This window comes from Streptomyces sp. NBC_01465, from assembly GCF_036227325.1.
GTDB lineage: Bacteria > Actinomycetota > Actinomycetes > Streptomycetales > Streptomycetaceae > Streptomyces.
Genome location: NZ_CP109467.1, coordinates 6,501,669 through 6,520,759, shown reverse-complemented (window position 1 = coordinate 6,520,759; position 19,091 = coordinate 6,501,669). Strand labels below are relative to the sequence as shown.

General features: G+C 70.1%; 15 protein-coding genes and 1 riboswitch. Of the genes, 5 read left to right on the top strand and 10 right to left on the bottom strand.

What is annotated here, in order from left to right; all coding sequences use genetic code 11:
• Positions 1-13: 13 nt before the first annotated feature.
• Positions 14-2,800, bottom strand: coding sequence for a bifunctional acetate--CoA ligase family protein/GNAT family N-acetyltransferase (locus tag OG707_RS30705; RefSeq protein ID WP_329124031.1), 2,787 nt, complete (start codon positions 2,798-2,800; stop codon positions 14-16).
• 126 nt (positions 2,801-2,926) lie between these two features.
• Between OG707_RS30705 and OG707_RS30700 the strand changes: the two genes are divergently transcribed.
• Complete coding sequence (locus OG707_RS30700) at positions 2,927-3,208, top strand: HPr family phosphocarrier protein (protein WP_329124029.1); 282 nt, start codon at positions 2,927-2,929, stop codon at positions 3,206-3,208.
• Between the two features lie 124 nt (positions 3,209-3,332).
• Here the strand turns inward: OG707_RS30700 and OG707_RS30695 are convergent, their stop codons facing one another.
• The 4 genes from OG707_RS30695 to OG707_RS30680 form a co-directional block, all read right to left on the bottom strand.
• Positions 3,333-4,016 carry a GntR family transcriptional regulator gene (locus OG707_RS30695; RefSeq protein ID WP_329124028.1) on the bottom strand — a complete coding sequence of 228 codons (684 nt, stop codon included), beginning with the start codon at positions 4,014-4,016 and terminating at the stop codon, positions 3,333-3,335.
• Positions 4,017-4,208: 192 nt separating this feature from the next.
• Positions 4,209-5,024 (bottom strand): M23 family metallopeptidase, encoded by an 816-nt coding sequence (locus tag OG707_RS30690; protein ID WP_329124025.1) that lies wholly within the window; start codon positions 5,022-5,024, stop codon positions 4,209-4,211.
• 13 nt (positions 5,025-5,037) lie between these two features.
• Positions 5,038-5,196, bottom strand: a riboswitch (cyclic di-AMP (ydaO/yuaA leader).
• 195 nt (positions 5,197-5,391) lie between these two features.
• A complete protein-coding gene (locus tag OG707_RS30685) occupies positions 5,392-6,759 on the bottom strand; it encodes a M16 family metallopeptidase (protein WP_329128068.1) in 1,368 nt (455 codons plus the stop codon).
• A 29-nt stretch (positions 6,760-6,788) separates the two neighbouring features.
• Positions 6,789-8,129, bottom strand: a complete 1,341-nt coding sequence (locus OG707_RS30680) for a M16 family metallopeptidase (protein ID WP_329124023.1) — start codon at positions 8,127-8,129, stop codon at positions 6,789-6,791.
• A 167-nt stretch (positions 8,130-8,296) separates the two neighbouring features.
• Here OG707_RS30680 and OG707_RS30675 point away from each other — a divergent pair, with 167 nt between their 5' ends.
• Positions 8,297-10,747 carry a DNA gyrase/topoisomerase IV subunit A gene (locus OG707_RS30675; protein ID WP_329124021.1) on the top strand — a complete coding sequence of 817 codons (2,451 nt, stop codon included), beginning with the start codon at positions 8,297-8,299 and terminating at the stop codon, positions 10,745-10,747.
• 9 nt (positions 10,748-10,756) lie between these two features.
• Here OG707_RS30675 and OG707_RS30670 read toward each other — a convergent pair whose 3' ends face one another.
• Positions 10,757-11,782, bottom strand: coding sequence for a CobW family GTP-binding protein (locus OG707_RS30670; protein WP_329124019.1), 1,026 nt, complete (start codon positions 11,780-11,782; stop codon positions 10,757-10,759).
• Positions 11,783-12,044: 262 nt separating this feature from the next.
• Here OG707_RS30670 and OG707_RS30665 point away from each other — a divergent pair, with 262 nt between their 5' ends.
• Positions 12,045-12,563: a DUF6082 family protein gene (locus OG707_RS30665; RefSeq protein ID WP_329124017.1), complete on the top strand. Its 519-nt coding sequence runs from the start codon at positions 12,045-12,047 to the stop codon at positions 12,561-12,563.
• Positions 12,564-12,838: 275 nt separating this feature from the next.
• The gene (locus tag OG707_RS30660) at positions 12,839-13,075 is read left to right on the top strand and encodes a hypothetical protein (protein ID WP_329124015.1); all 237 of its coding nucleotides are present in this window, start codon (positions 12,839-12,841) and stop codon (positions 13,073-13,075) included.
• Positions 13,076-13,124: 49 nt separating this feature from the next.
• On the opposite strand, the gene OG707_RS30655 is transcribed toward OG707_RS30660, so the two are convergent.
• Positions 13,125-14,279: a citrate synthase/methylcitrate synthase gene (locus OG707_RS30655; protein ID WP_329124014.1), complete on the bottom strand. Its 1,155-nt coding sequence runs from the start codon at positions 14,277-14,279 to the stop codon at positions 13,125-13,127.
• 89 nt (positions 14,280-14,368) lie between these two features.
• On the opposite strand from OG707_RS30655, the gene OG707_RS30650 reads away from it, so the two are divergent.
• Entirely contained in the window at positions 14,369-15,592 is a 1,224-nt protein-coding gene (locus OG707_RS30650; protein ID WP_329124012.1) for a citrate synthase, read from the top strand.
• On the opposite strand, the gene OG707_RS30645 is transcribed toward OG707_RS30650, so the two are convergent.
• Genes OG707_RS30645 through OG707_RS30635 form a run of 3 tightly spaced genes read right to left on the bottom strand, consistent with a single transcriptional unit; the run spans position 15,593 to position 19,043 of the window.
• The gene (locus OG707_RS30645; RefSeq protein WP_329124009.1) at positions 15,593-17,167 is read right to left on the bottom strand and encodes a glycoside hydrolase family 13 protein; all 1,575 of its coding nucleotides are present in this window, start codon (positions 17,165-17,167) and stop codon (positions 15,593-15,595) included.
• 25 nt (positions 17,168-17,192) lie between these two features.
• On the bottom strand, positions 17,193-18,068 hold the full coding sequence (locus OG707_RS30640; RefSeq protein WP_329124008.1) for a carbohydrate ABC transporter permease: 876 nt from the start codon (positions 18,066-18,068) through the stop codon (positions 17,193-17,195).
• A 15-nt stretch (positions 18,069-18,083) separates the two neighbouring features.
• Positions 18,084-19,043 carry a carbohydrate ABC transporter permease gene (locus OG707_RS30635; RefSeq protein WP_329124006.1) on the bottom strand — a complete coding sequence of 320 codons (960 nt, stop codon included), beginning with the start codon at positions 19,041-19,043 and terminating at the stop codon, positions 18,084-18,086.
• Positions 19,044-19,091: the final 48 nt, after the last annotated feature.

The following is a 19,091-nucleotide window of genomic DNA, read 5'->3' as shown; positions in this document are numbered from 1 at the left end:
GCCCTCGGTGAGATCAGTAGCTGGGGAGGCGGCGGGGGCCCAGGTCGCCTCTGGCGGGGGGTGGTGCCAGACGTACGGAAGCGCCGAGGACGCAGAGTCCGCCGGGGGCGACGACCACGGGTTCCAGGGCCACGGCGATCACTTCGGGGTGGTCGTCGACGAGGCGCGAGACGCGGAGCAGCAGCTCTTCGAGGGCGGCCGTGTCGACGGGGGCCGAGCCGCGCCAGCCGAAGAGGAGGGGTGCGGTCCTGATGGTCCTGATCAGTTCGGCGGCGTCCCGGTCGGTGGCGGGGACGAGCCGGTGGGCGGTGTCGCCGAGGAGTTCGGAGGGGGCGCCGGCCAGGCCGAAGGAGAGGACCGCGCCGACCGCGGGGTCGATCGCGGACCGTACGACGGTGTCGACGCCGCGCGGGACCATCGCCTGCACGACCGGCTGGACCTCGTCCGCCGTGCCGAGCGCGTCGGTCAACTCCTGGTAGGCGCGCCGCAGTCCGGCCTCGGTGGCGATGTCGAGGCGTACGCCGCCGAGGTCGGGGCGGTGGCGCAGGTGGGGGGCGGTGGCCTTGAGGGCGACGGGGTAGCCGAGGTCGGCGGCGGCCGCGACGGCGGCATCCGCGTACGGCGCAGGGAGGGTCGGGCGGACCTCGATGCCGTAGAGACCGAGCAGTTCGCGCGCGTCCTGGGGCGAGAGGGGCAGCCCGCGGGAGACGTCGACGTGGGCGGTGGCGAGGAGCTGCTCGATGCGGGCGGCGGCACCGGCCTCGTCGATGTCGTCGTACTCGGGGACCTTGCCGGGGTCTGCGGCCTGGCGGCGCCACTGGGCGTACCGGACGGCCTGGGCGAGGGCCCGGACGGCGCGCTCGGCGGCGGGGTAGACGGGGATGCGCGCGGGGTGGGACGGGAGGGGTTCTCCGTCCTTCTCGGGCGCGTCGGCGGCCGGGGAGGTGTCGGGGCGGGGTGCGGCCGGGGCGACCGTCGCCGTGGCCGCGGCCAGGGCTTCCGCCAGGCCGCCGATCTCGACGTGGACGACCGCGACCGGCTTGGCGGGGGCGCCTGCGGCGGCTTCGCGCAGGGCCGCGCCGAGGATCTCGCCGTCGCCCATCTCCTTCATGCCGTCCTCCCCCACCCAGGGGATCGCGGTCACCACGACCGCGTCGCAGCCGTCGTCGGCGAGCGCTTCGGCGAGTGCCGCGCGGAAGTCCTGGGGCGTTGCGGACGTCGTCAGGTCGCGGGGCGGGAGCGGGCGCAGCCGCTCCGTGAGGCAGGCGTCGTACGTGAGGAGGCCGAGCGATTCGGAGTTGCCGAGGATCGCGACCCTGGGCCCTGCGGGCAGCGGCTGCCCGGCCAGCAGGACGCCCGCGTCGACCAGTTCGGTGACGGTGTCGACGCGGATGACGCCCGCCTGGCGCAGCAGGGCCGAGACCGTGGCGTCGGGGACGCGGGTGACGGGCACGGCGTGGCCGGGCGGCGCGGAGCCGCTGTGCCGGGCGCCCTTGACCACGACGACGGGCTTCACGGCGGCGGTGCGGCGGGCGAGGCGGGTGAACTTGCGCGGGTTGCCGATCGATTCGAGGTAGAGGAGGGCGACGTCGGTGTCGGGGTCGTCGTACCAGTACTGCAGGAAGTCGTTGCCGGAGACGTCTGCGCGGTTCCCGGAGGAGATGAAGGAGGAGAGGCCGGCGCCCCTGCGGTGCAGTCCGGACAGGAGGGCGATGCCGATGGCCCCCGACTGGGTGAAGAGGCCGATGCGGCCGGGGGCCGGGGACTCGGGGGCGAGCGAGGCGTTGAGGTGGACCGCGTCGGAGGTGTTGATCAGGCCGAAGGCGTTGGGGCCGATGATGCGCATCCCGTACGAACGGGCCTGGCGCACCAGTTCGCGCTGGCGCTCCCTGCCTTCGGGGCCGCTCTCCGCGTATCCGGCGGAGAGAACGACCAGGCCCTGGACGCCGCTCTCGCCGCAGTCGGCGACGGCCTCGGGGACCCGTTCGGCGGGGACGGCGACGACCGCGAGGTCGACGCTCTCGCCGATGGCGGCGACGGAGGGGTGGGCGGGGACGCCGTCGACTTCGGTGACGTCGGCGGGGAAGGCCTTGTTCACCGCGTACACCGGGCCGGTGAAGCCGGAGGCGAGCAGATTGCGCAGGATCGTACGGCCCACTCCGCCGGGTGCGCGGCCCGTGCCGACGACGGCGACGGAGCGGGGGGCGAGCAGGCGCTGCACCGAGCGGGCCTCGGCGCGCTGCTCGCGCGCCCGCTGGACGGCGAGGGACGCCTCGGTGGGCTCCAGGTCGAGGGTGAGGTGGACCGAGCCGTCCTCGAAGCTGCGCCGCTGCTCGTAGCCGGCGTCCGTGAACACCTTGATCATCTTGTTGTTGGCGGGCAGCACCTCGGCGATGAAGCGGTGCACGTCGCGTTCTCGGGCGACCGCCGCGATGTGCTCCAGGAGGGCCGATGCGACGCCTCTCCCCTGGTGCGCGTCCTGGACGAGGAAGGCGACCTCGGCCTCGCCGGTGCCGATCCGGTCGTAGCGGACGGTGGCGATGAACTCGCCGCCGATCGTTGCCGCGAGGCCCACCCGGTCGACGTAGTCGTGGTGGGTGAAGCGGTGCACGTCCTTGTCGGACAGCCGCGGGTAGGGCGCGAAGAAGCGGTAGTACTTCGACTCGTCCGAGACCTGCTCGTAGAAACTGACCAGCCGATCGGCGTCGTCGGGGGCGATCGGCCTGATCCGCGCGGTGCCGCCGTCGCGCAGCACGACATCGGCTTCCCAGTGCGCCGGGTACGCCAGGTCCGGGTTCATGAGGAGAGCCTACGGGTCGCCTACGGGTCGCGGGGCGACCCCGACCGGTGCAGGCTGGGCCTCAGCATCCCGTACCCCGTGGTTGAATGGTCTAGACAACAGTCAGAGAACTTGAAGGGCAACACCATGGCTGAGCGCCGCGTAAATGTCGGTTGGGCCGAGGGTCTGCACGCCCGTCCCGCCTCCATCTTCGTCCGTGCCGCCACGGCCTCCGGCGTCGCGGTGACGATCGCCAAGGCCGACGGCAACCCCGTCAACGCCGCATCGATGCTCGCCGTGCTCGGTCTGGGCGCGCAGGGCGGCGAGGAGATCGTGCTCGCTTCGGACGCCGAGGGTGCGGACGCCGCTCTCGACCGTCTGGCGAAGCTGGTCGCCGAGGGTCTCGAGGAGCTCCCCGAGACCGTCTGAATTTCGCACACCGAAGCCGCTCCACCAGAATTGTGGTGGAGCGGCTTCGGCATTTCCTGAACCTTTTTCGGGCAGCAGAAAAGAGAGGCTCTTAAATGCCTCTTCTTTGTATACGGCGCGACTGTTAATGCGAACCGCCCGCGTTGTTTACAGCATGTTGCGAAGTCCTCACACGCATTGCGTCGGGGCGGCGCAGCCGGTGCGCGGAGCTCACGCGCTCCGCGTGCTGCACGGTCAGCGCCCTGGCCCGCTCCGCGTCGCCGCGTGCCACGGCGTCGACGATCGCACCGTGCTCGGCCCACGAGTCGACAGGACGCACGGGCTGCTCGACGGCGTACATCCAGGCGATCTTGTGCCGCAGCTGGGTGAGCAGCGCGGTCAGCGGCGGACTGCCCGAGGCCTGGGAGAGGGTCTCGTGGAACCAGCCGCCGAGCGAGCGCAGGTCCTCGCCCTGCCCCCGCCTGGCCCGCTCCTGCCCCAGCCTGACCAGGCCGCGCAGGACTTTGAGGTGGGCTTCGGTACGTCGCTGAGCTGCCCGGGCCGCGCCCATCGGCTCCAGCAGCAGCCGCATCTCCAGAAGATCGGCCGCCTCCTGCTCGGTGGGCTCGGCGACGCAGGCGCCGGCATGGCGGCGGGTGAGCACGAAGCCCTCGGACTCCAGGGTCCGCAGTGCTTCGCGCACCGGTACGCGCGAGACGCCGTACCGGCGGGCCAGGACCTCCTCGGTGAGCCGGCTGCCGCGCTCGAAGACACCGGAGACGATGTCGTCACGGATCGCCGTGCATACCGAGTGCGCCGGAATGCGCATCACCGAACCTCCGCCTTAATCCCCGCGAAACGCGGTCGATCGACGCCTGTTCGGCGACTCTATTGCAGCGGACGTGAATTTCCGATGGCGGCCGGTTAATCATGGATATCTTTTGGCCACGGAACCGTACGCGGAAGGCCCCGGCGCTGATGCGCCGGGGCCTTCTCGGTGGTGCTACGGGTGGAGCAGCTGTCAGACGTTCACGCCGTGCGAGCGCAGGTACGCGACCGGGTCGATGTCCGAGCCGTACTCGGCGGTCGTACGGGCCTCGAAGTGCAGGTGCGGGCCGGTGACGTTGCCGGTGGCGCCGGAGAGGCCTATCTGCTGGCCGGAGGTGACGGCGGAGCCGACCGAGACGCCGATGGACGAGAGGTGGCCGTACTGCGTGTACGTGCCGTCGTTCATCTTGATGACGACGTTGTTGCCGTACGCGCCGCCCCAGCCGGCCTCGACGACGGTGCCGGCGCCGACGGCGTGGACCGAGGTGCCCGACGCGGCGTGGAAGTCGATGCCGGTGTGGCTGCCGGAGGACCAGAGGCTGCCGCCGGTCTTGTAGCCGGTGGAGACGTAGGAGCCCGTTATGGGCGCGACGTAGGCGTTCAGGCGCTTGCGCTCGGCCTCGCGGGCGGCGCGCTCCTTGGCCTCGCGCTCCTGCTTCGCCTTGGCCTCGGCCTTCGCCTTGGCTTCGCGTGCCTTCTTGGCCTTGGCCTCGGCCTTCGCCTTGGCTTCCGCCTTGGCCTTCGCGGCGGCCTTGGCCGTGGCGGCCTCGTGCTTCTGCGCGGCGGCCTGGGCGTCGACGTGCGCGGCGAGGGAGTCGCCGATCACGATGGTCTGGGTGAGGCCGGTGGTGTCCACGGCGGGGGCCGCGGCTTCGGCGGCCATGGCCGGGGCGGCCAGGGTTCCGACGACGCCGGTCGTGGCGAGGGCGGCGGCACCGGCGAAGGTCGCGGTCCTGCGCGTCAGACGGTTCGGGGCACGGTGCTTACCGGTAGGGCGGGCGAACGCCATGAAGGGGCTGGTCCTTTCCTTCCTTCTCGCCTACCGGGTTAGCTGACGGGTTCGGAGCAGGAAGGTCTCCTACGGGCGTGCGCCTTGCGGCTGGGCCCGATTCACCCCAGGGACTGAGTGGGTCCCCGGCTCCCCAGGCTCGCGCCTGACGGGGACTCGGCGATCACTGTCCGGGGCCGCGGATGCGGCTTACGTACGACGAACAGCGAAATCGACGCTAAACGCTCCCGCTTACCGGAACCAAACAGACAGCTTGTTTTGTAGCGCACGCCACAGGACATCCAGGCAACCACAGAACAAACCGGACAAAAGGGAGAACCTCGGCGGCCGCCCGGCCGCCGAGGTCCCTTTTGCCCCTGTCCGTCAATCAGCCCGTGACGACGGTCACTTCGCCGATGCCCAGCTGCCTGACGGGCTCCGCGATCTTCGCCGCGTCCCCGACCAGGACCGTGACGAGGCGGTCCTCGGGGAAGGCGTTGACGACCGCGGCCGTGGCCTCGACCGTCCCGGTCTCCGCCAGCCGCGCGTACAACTGCGCCTGGAAGTCGTCGGGAAGGTGCTGCTCGACCTGGTCGGCGAGCGTGCCCGCGACCGCCGCCGCCGTCTCGAACTTCAGCGGGGCGACACCCACCAGGTTCTGTACGGCGGTCTCGCGCTCCGCGTCGGTGAGCCCCTCGGCGGCGAGCGTGCGCAGCACCTTCCAGAGGTCCTCCAGCGCCGGTCCAGTGGACTCCGTGTCCACCGAGCCGCTGATGGCGAGCATCGCGGCGCCGCTGCCGTCGGCGGCGGAGCGCATCACCTGGCCGAAGGCCCGGACGCCGTAGGTGTAGCCCTTCTCCTCGCGCAGGACGCGGTCCAGACGCGAGGTGAGGGTGCCGCCGAGGCAGTACGTACCGAGCACCTGGGCGGGCCAGACGCGGTCGTGCCGGTCGGCGCCGATCCGGCCGATCAGCAGCTGGGTCTGTACGGCGCCGGGGCGGTCCACGACGATCACGCGGCCCGTGTCGTCGGCGGTGATCGGCGGGGCCGGGCGCGGGGCCGCGGTGTTGCCGGTCCAGTCGCCGAGGGTCTCGGCGAGCAGCGCGTCCAGGTCGACGCCGGTGAGGTCACCGACGACCACGGCCGTGGTCGTGGCGGGGCGCACATGGGCGTCGTAGAAGGCGCGGACCCCGGCGGCGTCGATGTTCGACACCGTCTCCTCGGTGCCCTGGCGGGGGCGCGACATGCGCAGGGTCGCCGGGAAGAGCTCCTTGGAGAGCTGCTTGGCGGCGCGGCGGCCCGGGTTGGCCTGCTCGTGCGGGATCTCGTCGAGGCGGTTGCGTACGAGCCGGCTGATCTCGCCGTCGGCGAAGGCCGGTGCGCGCAGTGCCTCGGCGAGCAGGCCGAGCCCCTTCGGCAGCCGGGAGACGGGGACCTCCAGGGAGACCCGGATGCCCGGGTGGTCCGCGTGGGCGTCCATGGTGGCGCCGCAGCGCTCCAGTTCGGCCGCGAACTCCTCGGCGGTGTGCTTGTCGGTGCCCTCGTTGAAGGCGCGCGACATGATCGTGGCGATCCCGTCGAGGCCCTCGGGCTCGGCGTCCAGGGGGGCGTCGAGGTTGACCTCGACGGCGACCACCTGCTGGCCCGGACGGTGACAGCGCAGCACCGTCAGACCGTTGGGGAGCGTGGAACGCCCGGGGGCCGGGAACGCCCAGGGCGTTGCGGTGCCCGGCTGGGGCTGCGGGTGGTACGTCATGCTCACGGCAGCGGTGTCGGTGGTCTCCGTCACTGGTCCGCCCCCTCTTCTTCGGTCGCATCGGCGGCGGTGGTCGGCTCGTACACGAGGACCGCACGGTTGTCGGGGCGCAGACGCGCCTTGGCGACCGCCTGCACCTCCTCGGCCGTGACGTCGAGGACCCGCTGCACGGCGGTCAGCGCGAGCTGCGGGTCGCCGAACAGGACGGCGTACCTGCACAGTTCGTCGGCGCGCCCCGCCACGGTGCCGAGCCGGTCCAGCCACTCGCGCTCCAACTGGGCCTGGGCGCGCTCCATCTCCTCGGCCGTGGGGCCCTGCTCGGCGAACCGGGCGAGCTCCTCGTCGACGGCCGCCTCGATCTGCGGGACCTCGACACCGCCCGACGTCTTGACGTCCAGCCAGCCGAGCGAGGGGGCACCGGCCAGCCGGAGCAGGCCGAAGCCGGCCGCGACGGCCGTCTGGTCGCGCCGTACGAGACGGTTGTGCAGCAGGGAGGACTCGCCGCCGCCGAGGATCGTGAGGGCGATGTCGGCCGCGTCGCACTCGCGGGTGCCGTCCTGCGGGAGGCGGTAGGCGGCCATCAGCGCGCGCGACGGAACCTCCTCGTGGACCTCTTCGCGCAGCTGCTCGCCGATGGTCTCCGGGAGCGAGCCGTCGCGCGGCGGCTGCTTGCCGTCGTGCGCGGGGATCGTGCCGAAGTACTTCTCGACCCAGGCGAGGGTCTGCGCCGGGTCGATGTCACCGACGACCGAGAGCACCGCGTTGTTGGGCGCGTAGTACGTACGGAAGAAGGCGCGCGCGTCCTCGAGGGTCGCTGCGTCGAGGTCGGCCATCGAGCCGATCGGCGTGTGGTGGTACGGGTGCCCCTCCGGGTAGGAGAGGCCGGTCAGCTTCTCGAACGCGGTGCCGTAGGGCACGTTGTCGTACCGCTGCCGGCGCTCGTTCTTGACGACGTCGCGCTGGTTCTCCATCGACTCCTCGTCGAGGGCGGCGAGCAGCGAGCCCATCCGGTCCGCCTCCAGCCAGAGCGCGAGCTCCAGCTGGTGGGTGGGCATCGTCTCGAAGTAGTTGGTGCGCTCGAAGCTGGTGGTTCCGTTGAGCGATCCGCCGGCTCCCTGCACCAGCTCGAAGTGACCGTTGCCCTTCACCTGTCCGGAGCCCTGGAACATCAGGTGCTCGAAGAGGTGAGCCAGGCCCGTACGGCCCTTGACCTCGTGGCGCGAACCGACGTCGTACCAGAGGCAGACTGCGGCGACCGGGGTCAGGTGGTCCTCGGAGAGCACCACGCGCAGGCCATTGGCCAGCCTGTGTTCCGTTGCTGTCAGGCCGCCGGAGGAGGCCTCGGCGGTGGCCGTGTGACCCATGGGCATGTACGTCCCTTCGATCGCGGTAAAGAGAAAAGCGAAGTCCTGCCACTGTATGCAAGCGCACCGACAGCGCGCTAAGTTCCCGGGTCGCGGTCGGTGTTGTCAGTGGGACGGTCCACAATGGTCGGCGTCCCTACCTGACCAAGGCATGTGAAGGAGCCGCAGCAGCGATGGCCCGCCGCAGCACGAAGACCCCGCCGCCGGAGGACTTCGAGGAGAAGATCCTCGACATCGACGTGGTCGATGAAATGCAGGGCTCCTTCCTCGAGTACGCGTACTCGGTGATCTACTCCCGGGCCCTGCCGGACGCCCGGGACGGTATGAAGCCCGTCCACCGGCGCATCGTCTACCAGATGAACGAGATGGGGCTGCGCCGCGACCGCGGCTATGTGAAGTGTGCCCGTGTCGTCGGCGAAGTGATGGGCAAGCTGCACCCGCACGGCGACGCGTCCATCTACGACGCCCTGGTGCGCATGGCACAGCCCTTCTCGATGCGGCTCCCGCTCGTCGACGGGCACGGCAACTTCGGTTCCCTCGGCAACGACGACCCGCCGGCCGCCATGCGGTACACCGAGTGCCGGATGGCCGACGCCACGACGCTGATGACCGAGTCCATCGACGAGGACACGGTCGATTTCACGCCGAACTACGACGGCCAGGAGCAGGAGCCGGGCGTCCTGCCCGCCGCCTATCCGAACCTGCTGGTCAACGGCGCGACCGGAATCGCCGTCGGCATGGCGACGAACATGCCGCCGCACAACCTGGGCGAGGTCATCGCCGCCGCCCGGCACTTGATCAGGCATCCGGCCGCCGACCTCGAGACGCTGATGCGCTTCGTCCCCGGTCCCGACCTGCCGACCGGCGGGCGGATCGTGGGGCTCACGGGCATCAAGGACGCGTACGCGTCGGGGCGCGGCACCTTCAAGATCCGCGCCACGGTGGCGGTGGAGAACGTCACCGCGCGCCGCAAGGGCCTGGTCGTCACCGAACTGCCCTTCACCGTCGGCCCGGAGAAGGTCACCGCCAAGATCAAGGACCTGGTCTCGGCGAAGAAGCTGCAGGGCATCGCGGACGTCAAGGACCTCACCGACCGCTCGCACGGGCTGCGTCTGGTCATCGAGGTCAAGAACGGCTTCGTCCCTGAAGCGGTTCTCGAGCAGCTCTACAAGCTGACGCCGATGGAGGAGTCCTTCGGCATCAACAACGTGGCACTGGTGGACGGCCAGCCGCTGACCATGGGCCTCAAGGAGTTGCTCGAGGTCTATCTCGACCACCGCTTCGAGGTCGTACGGCGCCGCAGCGAGTTCCGCCGCACCAAGCGGCGCGACCGGCTGCACCTGGTCGAGGGACTGCTCGTCGCCCTCCTCGACATCGACGAGGTCATCCGTCTCATCCGCTCCAGCGACAACTCGGCGCAGGCCAAGGAGCGGCTGATCTCGCACTTCTCGCTGAGCGAGGTGCAGACGCAGTACATCCTCGACACCCCGCTGCGCCGCCTCACCAAGTTCGACAAGATCGAGCTGGAGAGCGAGCGCGACCGGCTGAACAGCGAGATCGACGAGCTGACCGCGATCCTGGAGTCGGACACCGAGCTGCGCAAGATCGTCTCGGCCGAACTGGCCGCGGTGGCCAAGAAGTTCGGCACCGACCGGCGCACGGTGCTCATGGAGTCGGCGGGCGCACCGGTGGCCGCCGTGTCGCTGGAGGTCGCGGACGACCCCTGCCGGGTGCTGATGTCCTCGACGGGTCTGCTGGCCCGTACGGCCAACGGTGAGCCGTTCGCGGAGGATTCCGGGAAGCGTACGAAGCACGACGTTGTGGTCTCGGCGGTGCCGGCGACGGCCCGCGGCGACGTGGGGGTGGTGACCTCGGCCGGGCGGCTGCTGCGGATCGCGGTCATCGACCTCCCGCAGCTTCCGGACACGGCGAACGTGCCCAATCTGGCGGGCGGCGCATCCGTTTCGGAGTTCGTCTCGCTGGATGACGACGAGACCGTTGTCTGTCTCACCACGCTGGACGAGTCGTCGCCGGGTCTGGCGATCGGCACCGAACAGGGCATCGTCAAGCGGGTCGTGCCCGACTACCCCGCCAACAAGGACGAGTTGGAGGTCATCGGCCTCAAGGACGGCGACCGGGTCGTCGGCGCGGCGGAACTGCGCACGGGCGAGGAGGACCTCGTCTTCATCACGGACGACGCCCAGCTGCTGCGCTATCCGTCGGGGCAGGTACGGCCGCAGGGCCGTCCGGCGGGCGGTATGGCGGGCGTCAAGCTGGCCGTCGGCGCCAAGGTGATCTCCTTCACCGCGGTGGATCCGGCGGTGGACGCGGTGGTCTTCACGGTCGCCGGTTCGCACGGGACGCTGGACGATTCGGCGCAGACGGCGAAGCTCACTCCGTTCGACCAGTACCCGCGCAAGGGCCGCGCCACCGGCGGTGTGCGCTGCCAGCGGTTCCTGAAGGGCGAGGACCTGCTGGTGCTGGCCTGGGCAGGACCGGCCCCGGCCCGGGCGGCCTCGTCCAACGGCACGGCGGTGGAGCTGCCGGCGCAGGACCCGCGACGCGACGGTTCGGGGGTTCCGCTGCTGACGCCGGTCGCGGCGCTGGCGGGCCCGGCTTCGTAACGGCGGAAGTCAGTCCTGGTCCACGTACCGCAGGACGCCCCACATCGACTCGGGTCGGGCGTCCTGCGGTGCGGTCTCCCGGCAGCCGTCGAGCTCCTTGCGGAGGGCGGCGGCGTCGATGCCGGAGCCGATGAGGACGAGCTGGGTGAGGTGTTCCTCGCCGGTGGCCCAGGCGCCCGGGTAGAAGCGCAGGAAACGTCCGACGGCGTGGAGGGTGAACTTCCCCTCGTTCTCGGGGACTTCGAAGTGGACGAAGCCCTTGATCCGGTAGAGGCCTTCGGGCCGGCGGTCGAGGAACTCCATGAGGCGCCGGGGGTTCATCGGGTCGGACGAGACGAACTCCACGCTCTCGTAGGCGGCATGAAGATGCCCCGAATGATCCCCTTCCTCGTCGGCACGCAGATCGTCGAAGGAGAGCTGCCCGACGCGCTCGCCGACGGCACGGCGGTCGATGAGGAGCTCGGGATCGATCTGTCCGTACGAGGTCCGGACGACGGGCGTCCCGGGACTGAGCTCGCCGACGGACGTCAGGGTCCGCTCGATTCCGGCCTCGTCCGCCCGGTCGGCCTTGTTGAGCACGACGAGGTCGGCGAGGGCGAGATGGCGGTCGGTCTCGGGGTGACGGGCGCGGGTGGCGTCGAACTCGGCGGCGTCGACGACCTGGACGAGGCCCCCGTAGACGATGTCCGGGTTCTCGGCGGCCAGGATCATCCGGATGAGCTCTTCGGGCTCGGCCAGCCCGCTCGCCTCGATGACGATGACGTCGATGCGCAGCTCGGGGCGGGCGAGTCTGCCCAGGTAGTCGTCGAGCTCACTGGCGTCGACGGCGCAGCACAGACAGCCGTTACCGAGGGAGACCATCGAGTCGACCTGCCCGGCGACGGTCATCGCGTCGATCTCGACGGCGCCGAAGTCATTGACGACGGCACCGATGCGGGTGCCCCTGCTCTGCCTGAGGAGATGGTTGAGGAGGGTGGTCTTGCCGGAGCCGAGGAACCCGGCGAGGACGACGACGGGGACGGGTTTCCTGGACATGGGTTCAGATCGTAGTGCAGCGGGGTCTCGTCAATCCGACGCGAAGTAAACGATTGTTAGCGACGTGTAACGGGCACACATCCGACAGGGCGCACGACCTCACAGCCCGATCCGACCGTGCGCCGCCTCTCCGCCCCTCCCCGCCGACCAGAGCCGCTCGGCACCCTGGAGGAACGACACGTGCACCCCGTCCCTCGTCGCCCTGCAGCCCGCCACCCGCAACCGACGAGGGACCAGGGTCGCCCAAATCGGGGGTATTGACATGGCCACACAGAAGCTAGGGATGCTGGAGGCCGTCGCGGCGGGGATCGCAGCCGGAGGGGCGGCAGGCCTGGCCGTGCTGGTCGCCCAGCACCGGAGCCTCGTCGAACGGCGGCGGCACGACAAAAACGTCAGCCTGGGCCGTCAACAGCAACTGCTGTACGAGCTCCTGACCAAGGCGATCGACGATCCGGATCTGGCTGCGGTACTGGACACCTACGACGAGGACTTCCCGCACGCCACGCAGCGGCAATACCTCTTCGCCAACATCCTCTACACCAACGCCCTCCTGGCCCACCGGGTCGGCCTCGTCTCAAAGCAGGAGCTCTTCGGGCACCTCAGGCAGACCTTCAACAACCGGATCGTCCGGGACTATTGGCGAGCGACCTCCCATCATCGCCAGAGCCTGGTCAGTACTTCCGAGGAGGCCCGGGCGGGCCGCATGATGGACGCTCTCATACGCGAACTGGACGAGAACGATGAAGAGTGGTGGATCGTCGGCCAGCCACCCGCGGAGTAGGCTCCCGCCGGTCGATCACCCCCTTGCATCGCACCGTGCGCTTACGGCATACGAGTTGCCAGCGGCGTGACCTCTCCACCAGTTGATCGTTACCCCTGTGCCGCATCATGGTTGCTGCGGTGCACGGGACCTCGGCGCCCGCACAAGCACCTTGCTACACAAGCGAGTTGACATCTAGGGTGACGCCAATGTCGAGTCCGTAGCGCTCAAGGGGTCGCGGACGCGAGTGGCCTGCCCCTCCCCCGTCCGCCCGTTGAAGAATTTGAGCCACTACTTTGAAGATTGTGCGCCGCATCGGTGTCCCGCCCACAGCCCGCGGCAGTCTCAACGGGCAGTCCTGCCCCGATCTGTTCGAACTCAGCGACGGAAATTTCGCCGTAATCGGGACAGAAGCTACTGCAACCCTCGAAGCTGAGCTGCCCTCCGATGCTTCGCGCGCCGATTACGAGCGGATCGTGATTGTCAGCCGCGAGACACTCATCAGGGCGAAAGGTGACATCCCCGACGCCTGACCGCGCCCCTTCGGCCCGGCATCTCGGTGGATGCCGGGCTTTCGGCATGTCAGATGGCCGGGACTGCCTGAGGTGCTGATGGCCCGACGTACCGCGCCGCAGGTCGGATGATTTTGGAGTCTGCCGACTGTTCCAGGATGTTCGCGCTCCAGCCCACCACGCGCGCCGCGCAGAACGTCGGGGTGAACATCTCGCGCGGCAGGCCGCAGAGTTCCATCACCACGCCCGCGTAGAACTCGACGTTCGTGTGGAGCTCGCGGCCCGGCTTCAGTTCCGCCAGGATCGCCTCGACCCGGGACTCGACCTGGACCGCGAAGTCCACCAGCGGGCCGCCGAATTGCTGTGCGATGCCCCGCAGCATCCGCGAGCGGGGGTCCTCCGTGCGGTAGACGGGGTGGCCGAAGCCCATGATGCGGTCGCCCTCCAGAACGCGTTCGCGGATCCAGGGGTCGATGCGGCCCGGGGTCGCGATGGCGTCGAGGGTGTCCAGGGCACGGCTGGGGGCGCCGCCGTGGAGGGGGCCCGAGAGGGCGCCCACGGCGCCGACCAGGCAGGCCGCCACATCGGCGCCGGTGGAGGCGATGACGCGGGACGTGAACGTGGACGCGTTGAAGCCGTGGTCGATCGTCGAGATCAGATACTGCTCGACCGCTCGCGCACGGACCGGGTCCGGCTCCGAACCGGTCAGCATGTAGAGGTAGTTGGCCGCGTGCGGCAGGTCGGTGCGCGGCGCGACGGGGTCGAGCCCCTGCCCGATGCGGTACAGCGCCGTCAGCAGCGTGGGGACGACCGCGCAGGCGGCGAGGGCGTCGTCGGCGCGCTGGTCGGGGGTGATGTCGTACACCGGGCGGAAGCCGGCGGACGCACCGAACAGGGAGAGCGCCGTACGGAGGCCCGCGAGAGGACCCGATCCGGCACGGGCGATCGCGGGAAGCGCCTCCCGGACCTCCTCGGGGAGCGTCCGCAGTGCTGCGGTGCGTGCGGTGAACACCTCGCGCTCGGCGAGGGAGGGGAGTTCGCCGTGGACCATCAGGTACCAGACGTCCTCGAAGGTACGGGTCTCGGCGAGCTCCACCGCCGAGTACTGGCGGTAGTGGTAGAAGCCCTCGGTTCCGCGGACGTCTCCGAGTGCGGTCTCGGTGACTACTACGCCCGCCAGCCCACGCGGAGCCGGAGCCTGAGCCGGTGCTGTGCTGATCGACATCTCTTCCTCCCTCTTTCTTGATTCGACCATCCATGCTTGACTTAATCCTTGTCAATATTGATTGAATCAATATGAGTACGGTGAGCATCGTGACGGAAGAACAGCGGCTGACCACCCGGGAGGCGGCGGAACGGCTCGGCGTGAAGCCGGAGACGGTCTACGCGTACGTGAGCCGCGGCCAGCTCTCGAGCCGCCGCGGCCCCGGCAGCCGGGGCTCCACCTTCGACGCCAAGGAGGTCGACGCCCTGGTGCGGCGCTCCCGGCGGGATTCCGCGAGCGGCGGCAACGGCGAGCTGTCCGTACGGACCCGGATCACGCTGATCGACAAGGACCGGTACTTCTTCCGGGGCGTGGACGCCGCCGAGCTGGCGCGCAACTACTCCTACGAGGAGGTCGCCGAGTGGCTGTGGACCGGCGTGCTGCGGCCCGGCATCCGGTTCACCGCTCCCCGGGACGTGACGGAGGCCGCCCGCCGCGCCGTCGACGCACTGCCCCCGCACTCCGCCCCGACCGACCGGCTGCGCGTGGCGGCGGTCGCCGCCGCGGCCAGCGATCCGCTGCGCTTCGACCTGTCGGAGGCGGCCGTGCTCGCCACCGCGCGCACGCTCATCCCAACTCTGGTGACCGCGCTCCCCCTGGCCGGCACGGCACACCACGGCGAGGGGCCGCTGGCCGAGCGGCTCTGGCCCCGGCTGACCGTACAGCCGCCTGACGCAGCGTCACTTCGCGTCCTGGACCTGGCACTTGCTCTGCTCATCGACCACGACCTGGCCGCCTCCACCCTCGCGGTACGGGTCGCGGCCTCGGCCCGCGCCCATCCGTACGCCGCGGTGTCGGCCGGCCTCGGCGTACTCGAAGGCCCGTTGCACGGCGCGGCCAGCGGCCTCGCCCACCGGATGCTCGCCGAGGTCATCGAACGGGGCAGCGCGGCCCCCGTGGTCGCCGACCATCTGCGCACCGGCCGCCGCGTCCCCGGTCTCGGGCACCGCATCTACCCGGGCGAAGACCCGCGCGCCCAGGCCCTGTTCGCCGCACTGGAGGACGTGGAGCAGGCGGCCCCCGCGCTGGCGGCGGCCCGCGACGTGATCACCACGACCGCGCGCCACACCGAGCTGTACGCCAACGTCGATCTGGCCCTGTCCGTACTGACGGTGACCACCGGCATGCCCGCCGAGGCCGGCGAGACCGTGTTCGCCGTGGCGCGCACGGCGGGCTGGATCGCGCACACGCTGGAGGAGTACGAGGAGCGGCCGCTGCGGATGCGGCCCAGTGGTCAGTACACCGGACCCCGCCCGCCGCAGCCGCTCCCCTGATCAGGCCCGCAGCCAGACCGCGGTGTCCTGCGGGAGGCGTCCGGCGTCGTCCAGCGGGCCGCTGGTGAGCAGGACGTCACGGTGGCCGGGGAGTTCGGCGGGCTCCGCGGCCAGGTTGACGACGCAGATCAGACCGCCGGGACGGCTGAAGGCGAGCACCCCGTCGCCGGCCGGCAGCCACTCCATCGGCCCGTCCCCGAACCCCTCCCCGTCGTGCCGCAGCCGCAGCGCCGTGCGGTAGAGCGACAGCATCGACGCCGGGTCCCCCACCTGGAGTTCAGCTGCGTACGACTCCCAGCCCTCCGGCTGCGGAAGCCACGGTTCCACGACCGGCCGCCGGGCTGTCCAGGGCAGCGGCACCCGGCAGCCGTCGCGTCCCGGATCGCTCCCCCCGGACCGGAAGTGCATGGGGTCCTCGATGCGGTCCAGCGGTATCTCCGACTCCGGCAGGCCGAGTTCCTCGCCCTGGTAGAGGTAGACCGAACCCGGCAGTGCGAGGGAGAGCAGCGCCGCCGCGCGCGCCCTGCGGGTGCCGAGCACCAGGTCCGTGGGGGTCCCGAAGGTCTTGGCCGCGAAATCGAACCCGCTCTCCTCGCGCCCGTACCGCGTCACGGTCCGTGTGACGTCGTGGTTGGCGAGCACCCAGGTGGCGGGCGCGCCGACCGGTGCGTGCTCGGCGAGGGTCTCCTCGACGGTCCTGCGGAGCAGGGCCGCGTCCCACGGGCAGGTCAGAAAGTTGAGGTTGAAGGCGGTGTGCAGTTCGTCGGGGCGCAGATAGCGGGCGAAGCGCTCGGAGTCCGGCAGCCAGACCTCGCCGACGAAGACACCGCCGTACTCGTCGGCGACCCTGCGCCAGGAGCGGTAGATGTCGTGGAGTTCGTCCTGGTCGATGTACGGATGCGGATCGCGGCCCTCGACGAAGTCGGGCAACCCCTCGGCCTTGGCGAGCAGGGCCGCGGAGTCGATCCGTACACCTGCCACCCCGCGCTCGAACCAGAAGCGCAGGACGTCCTCGTGCTCGCTGCGCACCTGTGGATGCGCCCAGTTGAGGTCCGGCTGCTCGGGCGCGAAGAGGTGGAGGTACCACTCGCCGTCCGCCACCCGCGTCCAGGTCTCGCCGGCGAACTGCGACGGCCAGTCGTTGGGCGGGAGTTCACCTCTCTCGCCGCGCCCGGGACGGAAGTGGAAGAGCTCGCGCTCGGGGCTGCCGGGCCCGGCCTCCAGTGCCGCCTTGAACCAGACGTGCTGGTCGGAGACATGGTTGGGCACGATGTCGACGATGGTACGGATGCCGAGCTCGCCCGCTTCGGCGATGAGTTTCTCCGCCTCGCCGAGGGTGCCGAAGGCGGGGTCGATGGTGCGGTAGTCGGCGACGTCGTATCCGCCGTCGGCGAGCGGGGAGAGGTACCAGGGGGTGAACCAGAGCGCGTCGACGCCGAGTTCGGCGAGGTACGGCAGCTTGGAGCGGACGCCCGCGAGATCACCGGTGCCGTCGCCGTCCGCGTCCGCGAAGCTGCGTACGTACACCTGGTAGATGGCCGCAGAGCGCCACCACTCGGAGTGAGGGGCTGCCACGTGAAGTCCTTTCGGGGAGGGGCGGTCAGCCCTTGAGGCTGCCTGCGGTGAGGCCGCTCATGATGTTGCGCTGGAAGATCAGGAAGATGATCAGGGTCGGGGCCGATGCCATCGCCAGCGCGGCGATCAGCCAGTTCTCCGGGACCCCCTGGGCCAGCGAGTAGATGCCGACGTTGAGGCTCTGCTTGGCCGGGTCCGGGAGGGTGAGCAGCGGCCAGAGGAAGTCCTTCCAGACGCCGACCACCGCGAAGATCGAGACGACGCCGAGGATCGGGCGGGAGATCGGCAGCACGATGGAGCGCAGGGTGCGCAGCGGGGGTGCGCCGTCGATGGCCGCCGCGTCGAGGAGTTCGCGCGGGATCGAGTCGAAGAACCGCTTCAGCAGGAAGATGTTGAAGGCGTTGGTGACGGACGGGAGCCAGATCACCCAGGGCGAGTTGATCAGATTGCGGTGGACGATCGGCACGTCGAGGACCGTGAGGTACTGCGGTACGACCAGGACCGTCGCCGGGATCATCAGGGTGGCCAGCATCATCCCGAGGATGACCTTGCCGAAGATGGGCCTCAGCTTGGAGAGCGAGTAGGCCGCGGCGACGTCGAAGACCAGCTGGAAGGCGAGGGCCCCGAAGGCGTAGTAGAGCGTGTTGAACAGGAGCTTGGAGAGATCCATGATGTTCCACGCGTCGCTGTAGTTCTTCGGGTGCGCCGAGTGCGGGAACGCGGTGGGCGGGGACTGGGCGTACTCCTGGGCGGTCTTCAGCCCGCCGGTGACCATCCAGTAGAGGGGGCCGAGGAAGACCAGGGTGAAGAGGAGGATCACCGCGACGAGGACGCTCCAGTAGAGGAACTTGCCGCGGGGACGGCCCAGTTGGGCGGGCGAGATGAGGGTGCGCTCTGCCATCGTCGTACTCCTGCTCTAGTCTTCGCTGTCGCGGCTGAGTCGGACGTACACGGCCGAGAAGCCGGCCAGCAGTACGAGCAGGACCAGGCCGAGCGCCGCCGCGCCGCCGTAGTTGTTGAAGTTGAAGGCGTACTGGTAGATGAGGTAGACGACCGTCGTCGTGGAGCCCTCGGGGCCTGCGCCGCCCGTGAGCAGGAACGGTTCCGCGAAGACCTGCATCGTCGCGATGATCTGCATCAGGAGCAGCAGCGACAGGATGAGCCGGGTCTGCGGGATGGTGATGTGCCAGATCTTGCTGAAGAGGCCGGCTCCGTCGAGCTCGGCGGCCTCGTAGAGCTCACCCGGTATGCCCTGGAGTGCGGCCAGGTAGATGAGGGTGGCGCCGCCCATGTTCATCCAGGTGGAGGCGATGACCACCGACAGCATCGCGGTGCTCGTGGACTGGAGCCATTGCTGTTCGGGGAGGTGGAGGAAGTGCAGGATGCCGTTGAAGAGGCCGTAGCCCGGGTCGTAGAAGTACTTGAAGAGCAGGACAGAGGCGACCGGCGGGAGCATCACGGGGAGGTAGACGAGGAGCCGCAGGTAGCCCTGGCCGTGGCGGAATTCATTGAGGATGATCGCGACGAAGAACGGCACCACGAAGCCGAGCAGCAGGGCGAGGCCGGTGAAGAGAAGGGTGTTGCGCCAGGCCTGCCAGAAGGCCGGGTCGTTGGCGACGTACTTGAGATTGCGCAGGCCGACCCAGCTGGTCTTGCCCGCCTCGGTCTTCTGGAAGGCCAGCAGGAACTCCCTGACCATCGGGTACCAGGAGAAGAACGAGAAGCAGAGCACGGCCCCGATCAGGAAGCCGTGCGCCGAGATGTTGCGCCGCAGTGCGCTGGTGAAGGCCTCGCGCCGTGCGTACGCGGGGACTTCCCGGCCGGGGCCGTCCGGCTTCGAAGGGGTGCTGCTGGTGGAGAGGGTGGGGGCCGACATCGTCGCTCCTTGGTGCCGGTAGGGGAGCCGGGACAGTGAAGTCCCGGC

Coding starts and splice junctions, on each gene's coding strand:
- OG707_RS30690 (WP_329124025.1), bottom strand. CDS start 5,024: ATGGCGTTCGCCCGCCCTACCGGTAAGCACCGTGCCCCGAACCGTCTG.
- OG707_RS30670 (WP_329124019.1), bottom strand. CDS start 11,782: ATGTCCAGGAAACCCGTCCCCGTCGTCGTCCTCGCCGGGTTCCTCGGC.
- OG707_RS30700 (WP_329124029.1), top strand. CDS start 2,927: ATGGCTGAGCGCCGCGTAAATGTCGGTTGGGCCGAGGGTCTGCACGCC.
- OG707_RS30680 (WP_329124023.1), bottom strand. CDS start 8,129: ATGCCCATGGGTCACACGGCCACCGCCGAGGCCTCCTCCGGCGGCCTG.
- OG707_RS30635 (WP_329124006.1), bottom strand. CDS start 19,043: ATGTCGGCCCCCACCCTCTCCACCAGCAGCACCCCTTCGAAGCCGGAC.
- OG707_RS30705 (WP_329124031.1), bottom strand. CDS start 2,800: ATGAACCCGGACCTGGCGTACCCGGCGCACTGGGAAGCCGATGTCGTG.
- OG707_RS30695 (WP_329124028.1), bottom strand. CDS start 4,016: ATGCGCATTCCGGCGCACTCGGTATGCACGGCGATCCGTGACGACATC.
- OG707_RS30640 (WP_329124008.1), bottom strand. CDS start 18,068: ATGGCAGAGCGCACCCTCATCTCGCCCGCCCAACTGGGCCGTCCCCGC.
- OG707_RS30675 (WP_329124021.1), top strand. CDS start 8,297: ATGGCCCGCCGCAGCACGAAGACCCCGCCGCCGGAGGACTTCGAGGAG.
- OG707_RS30685 (WP_329128068.1), bottom strand. CDS start 6,759: ATGACGTACCACCCGCAGCCCCAGCCGGGCACCGCAACGCCCTGGGCG.
- OG707_RS30665 (WP_329124017.1), top strand. CDS start 12,045: ATGGCCACACAGAAGCTAGGGATGCTGGAGGCCGTCGCGGCGGGGATC.
- OG707_RS30655 (WP_329124014.1), bottom strand. CDS start 14,279: ATGTCGATCAGCACAGCACCGGCTCAGGCTCCGGCTCCGCGTGGGCTG.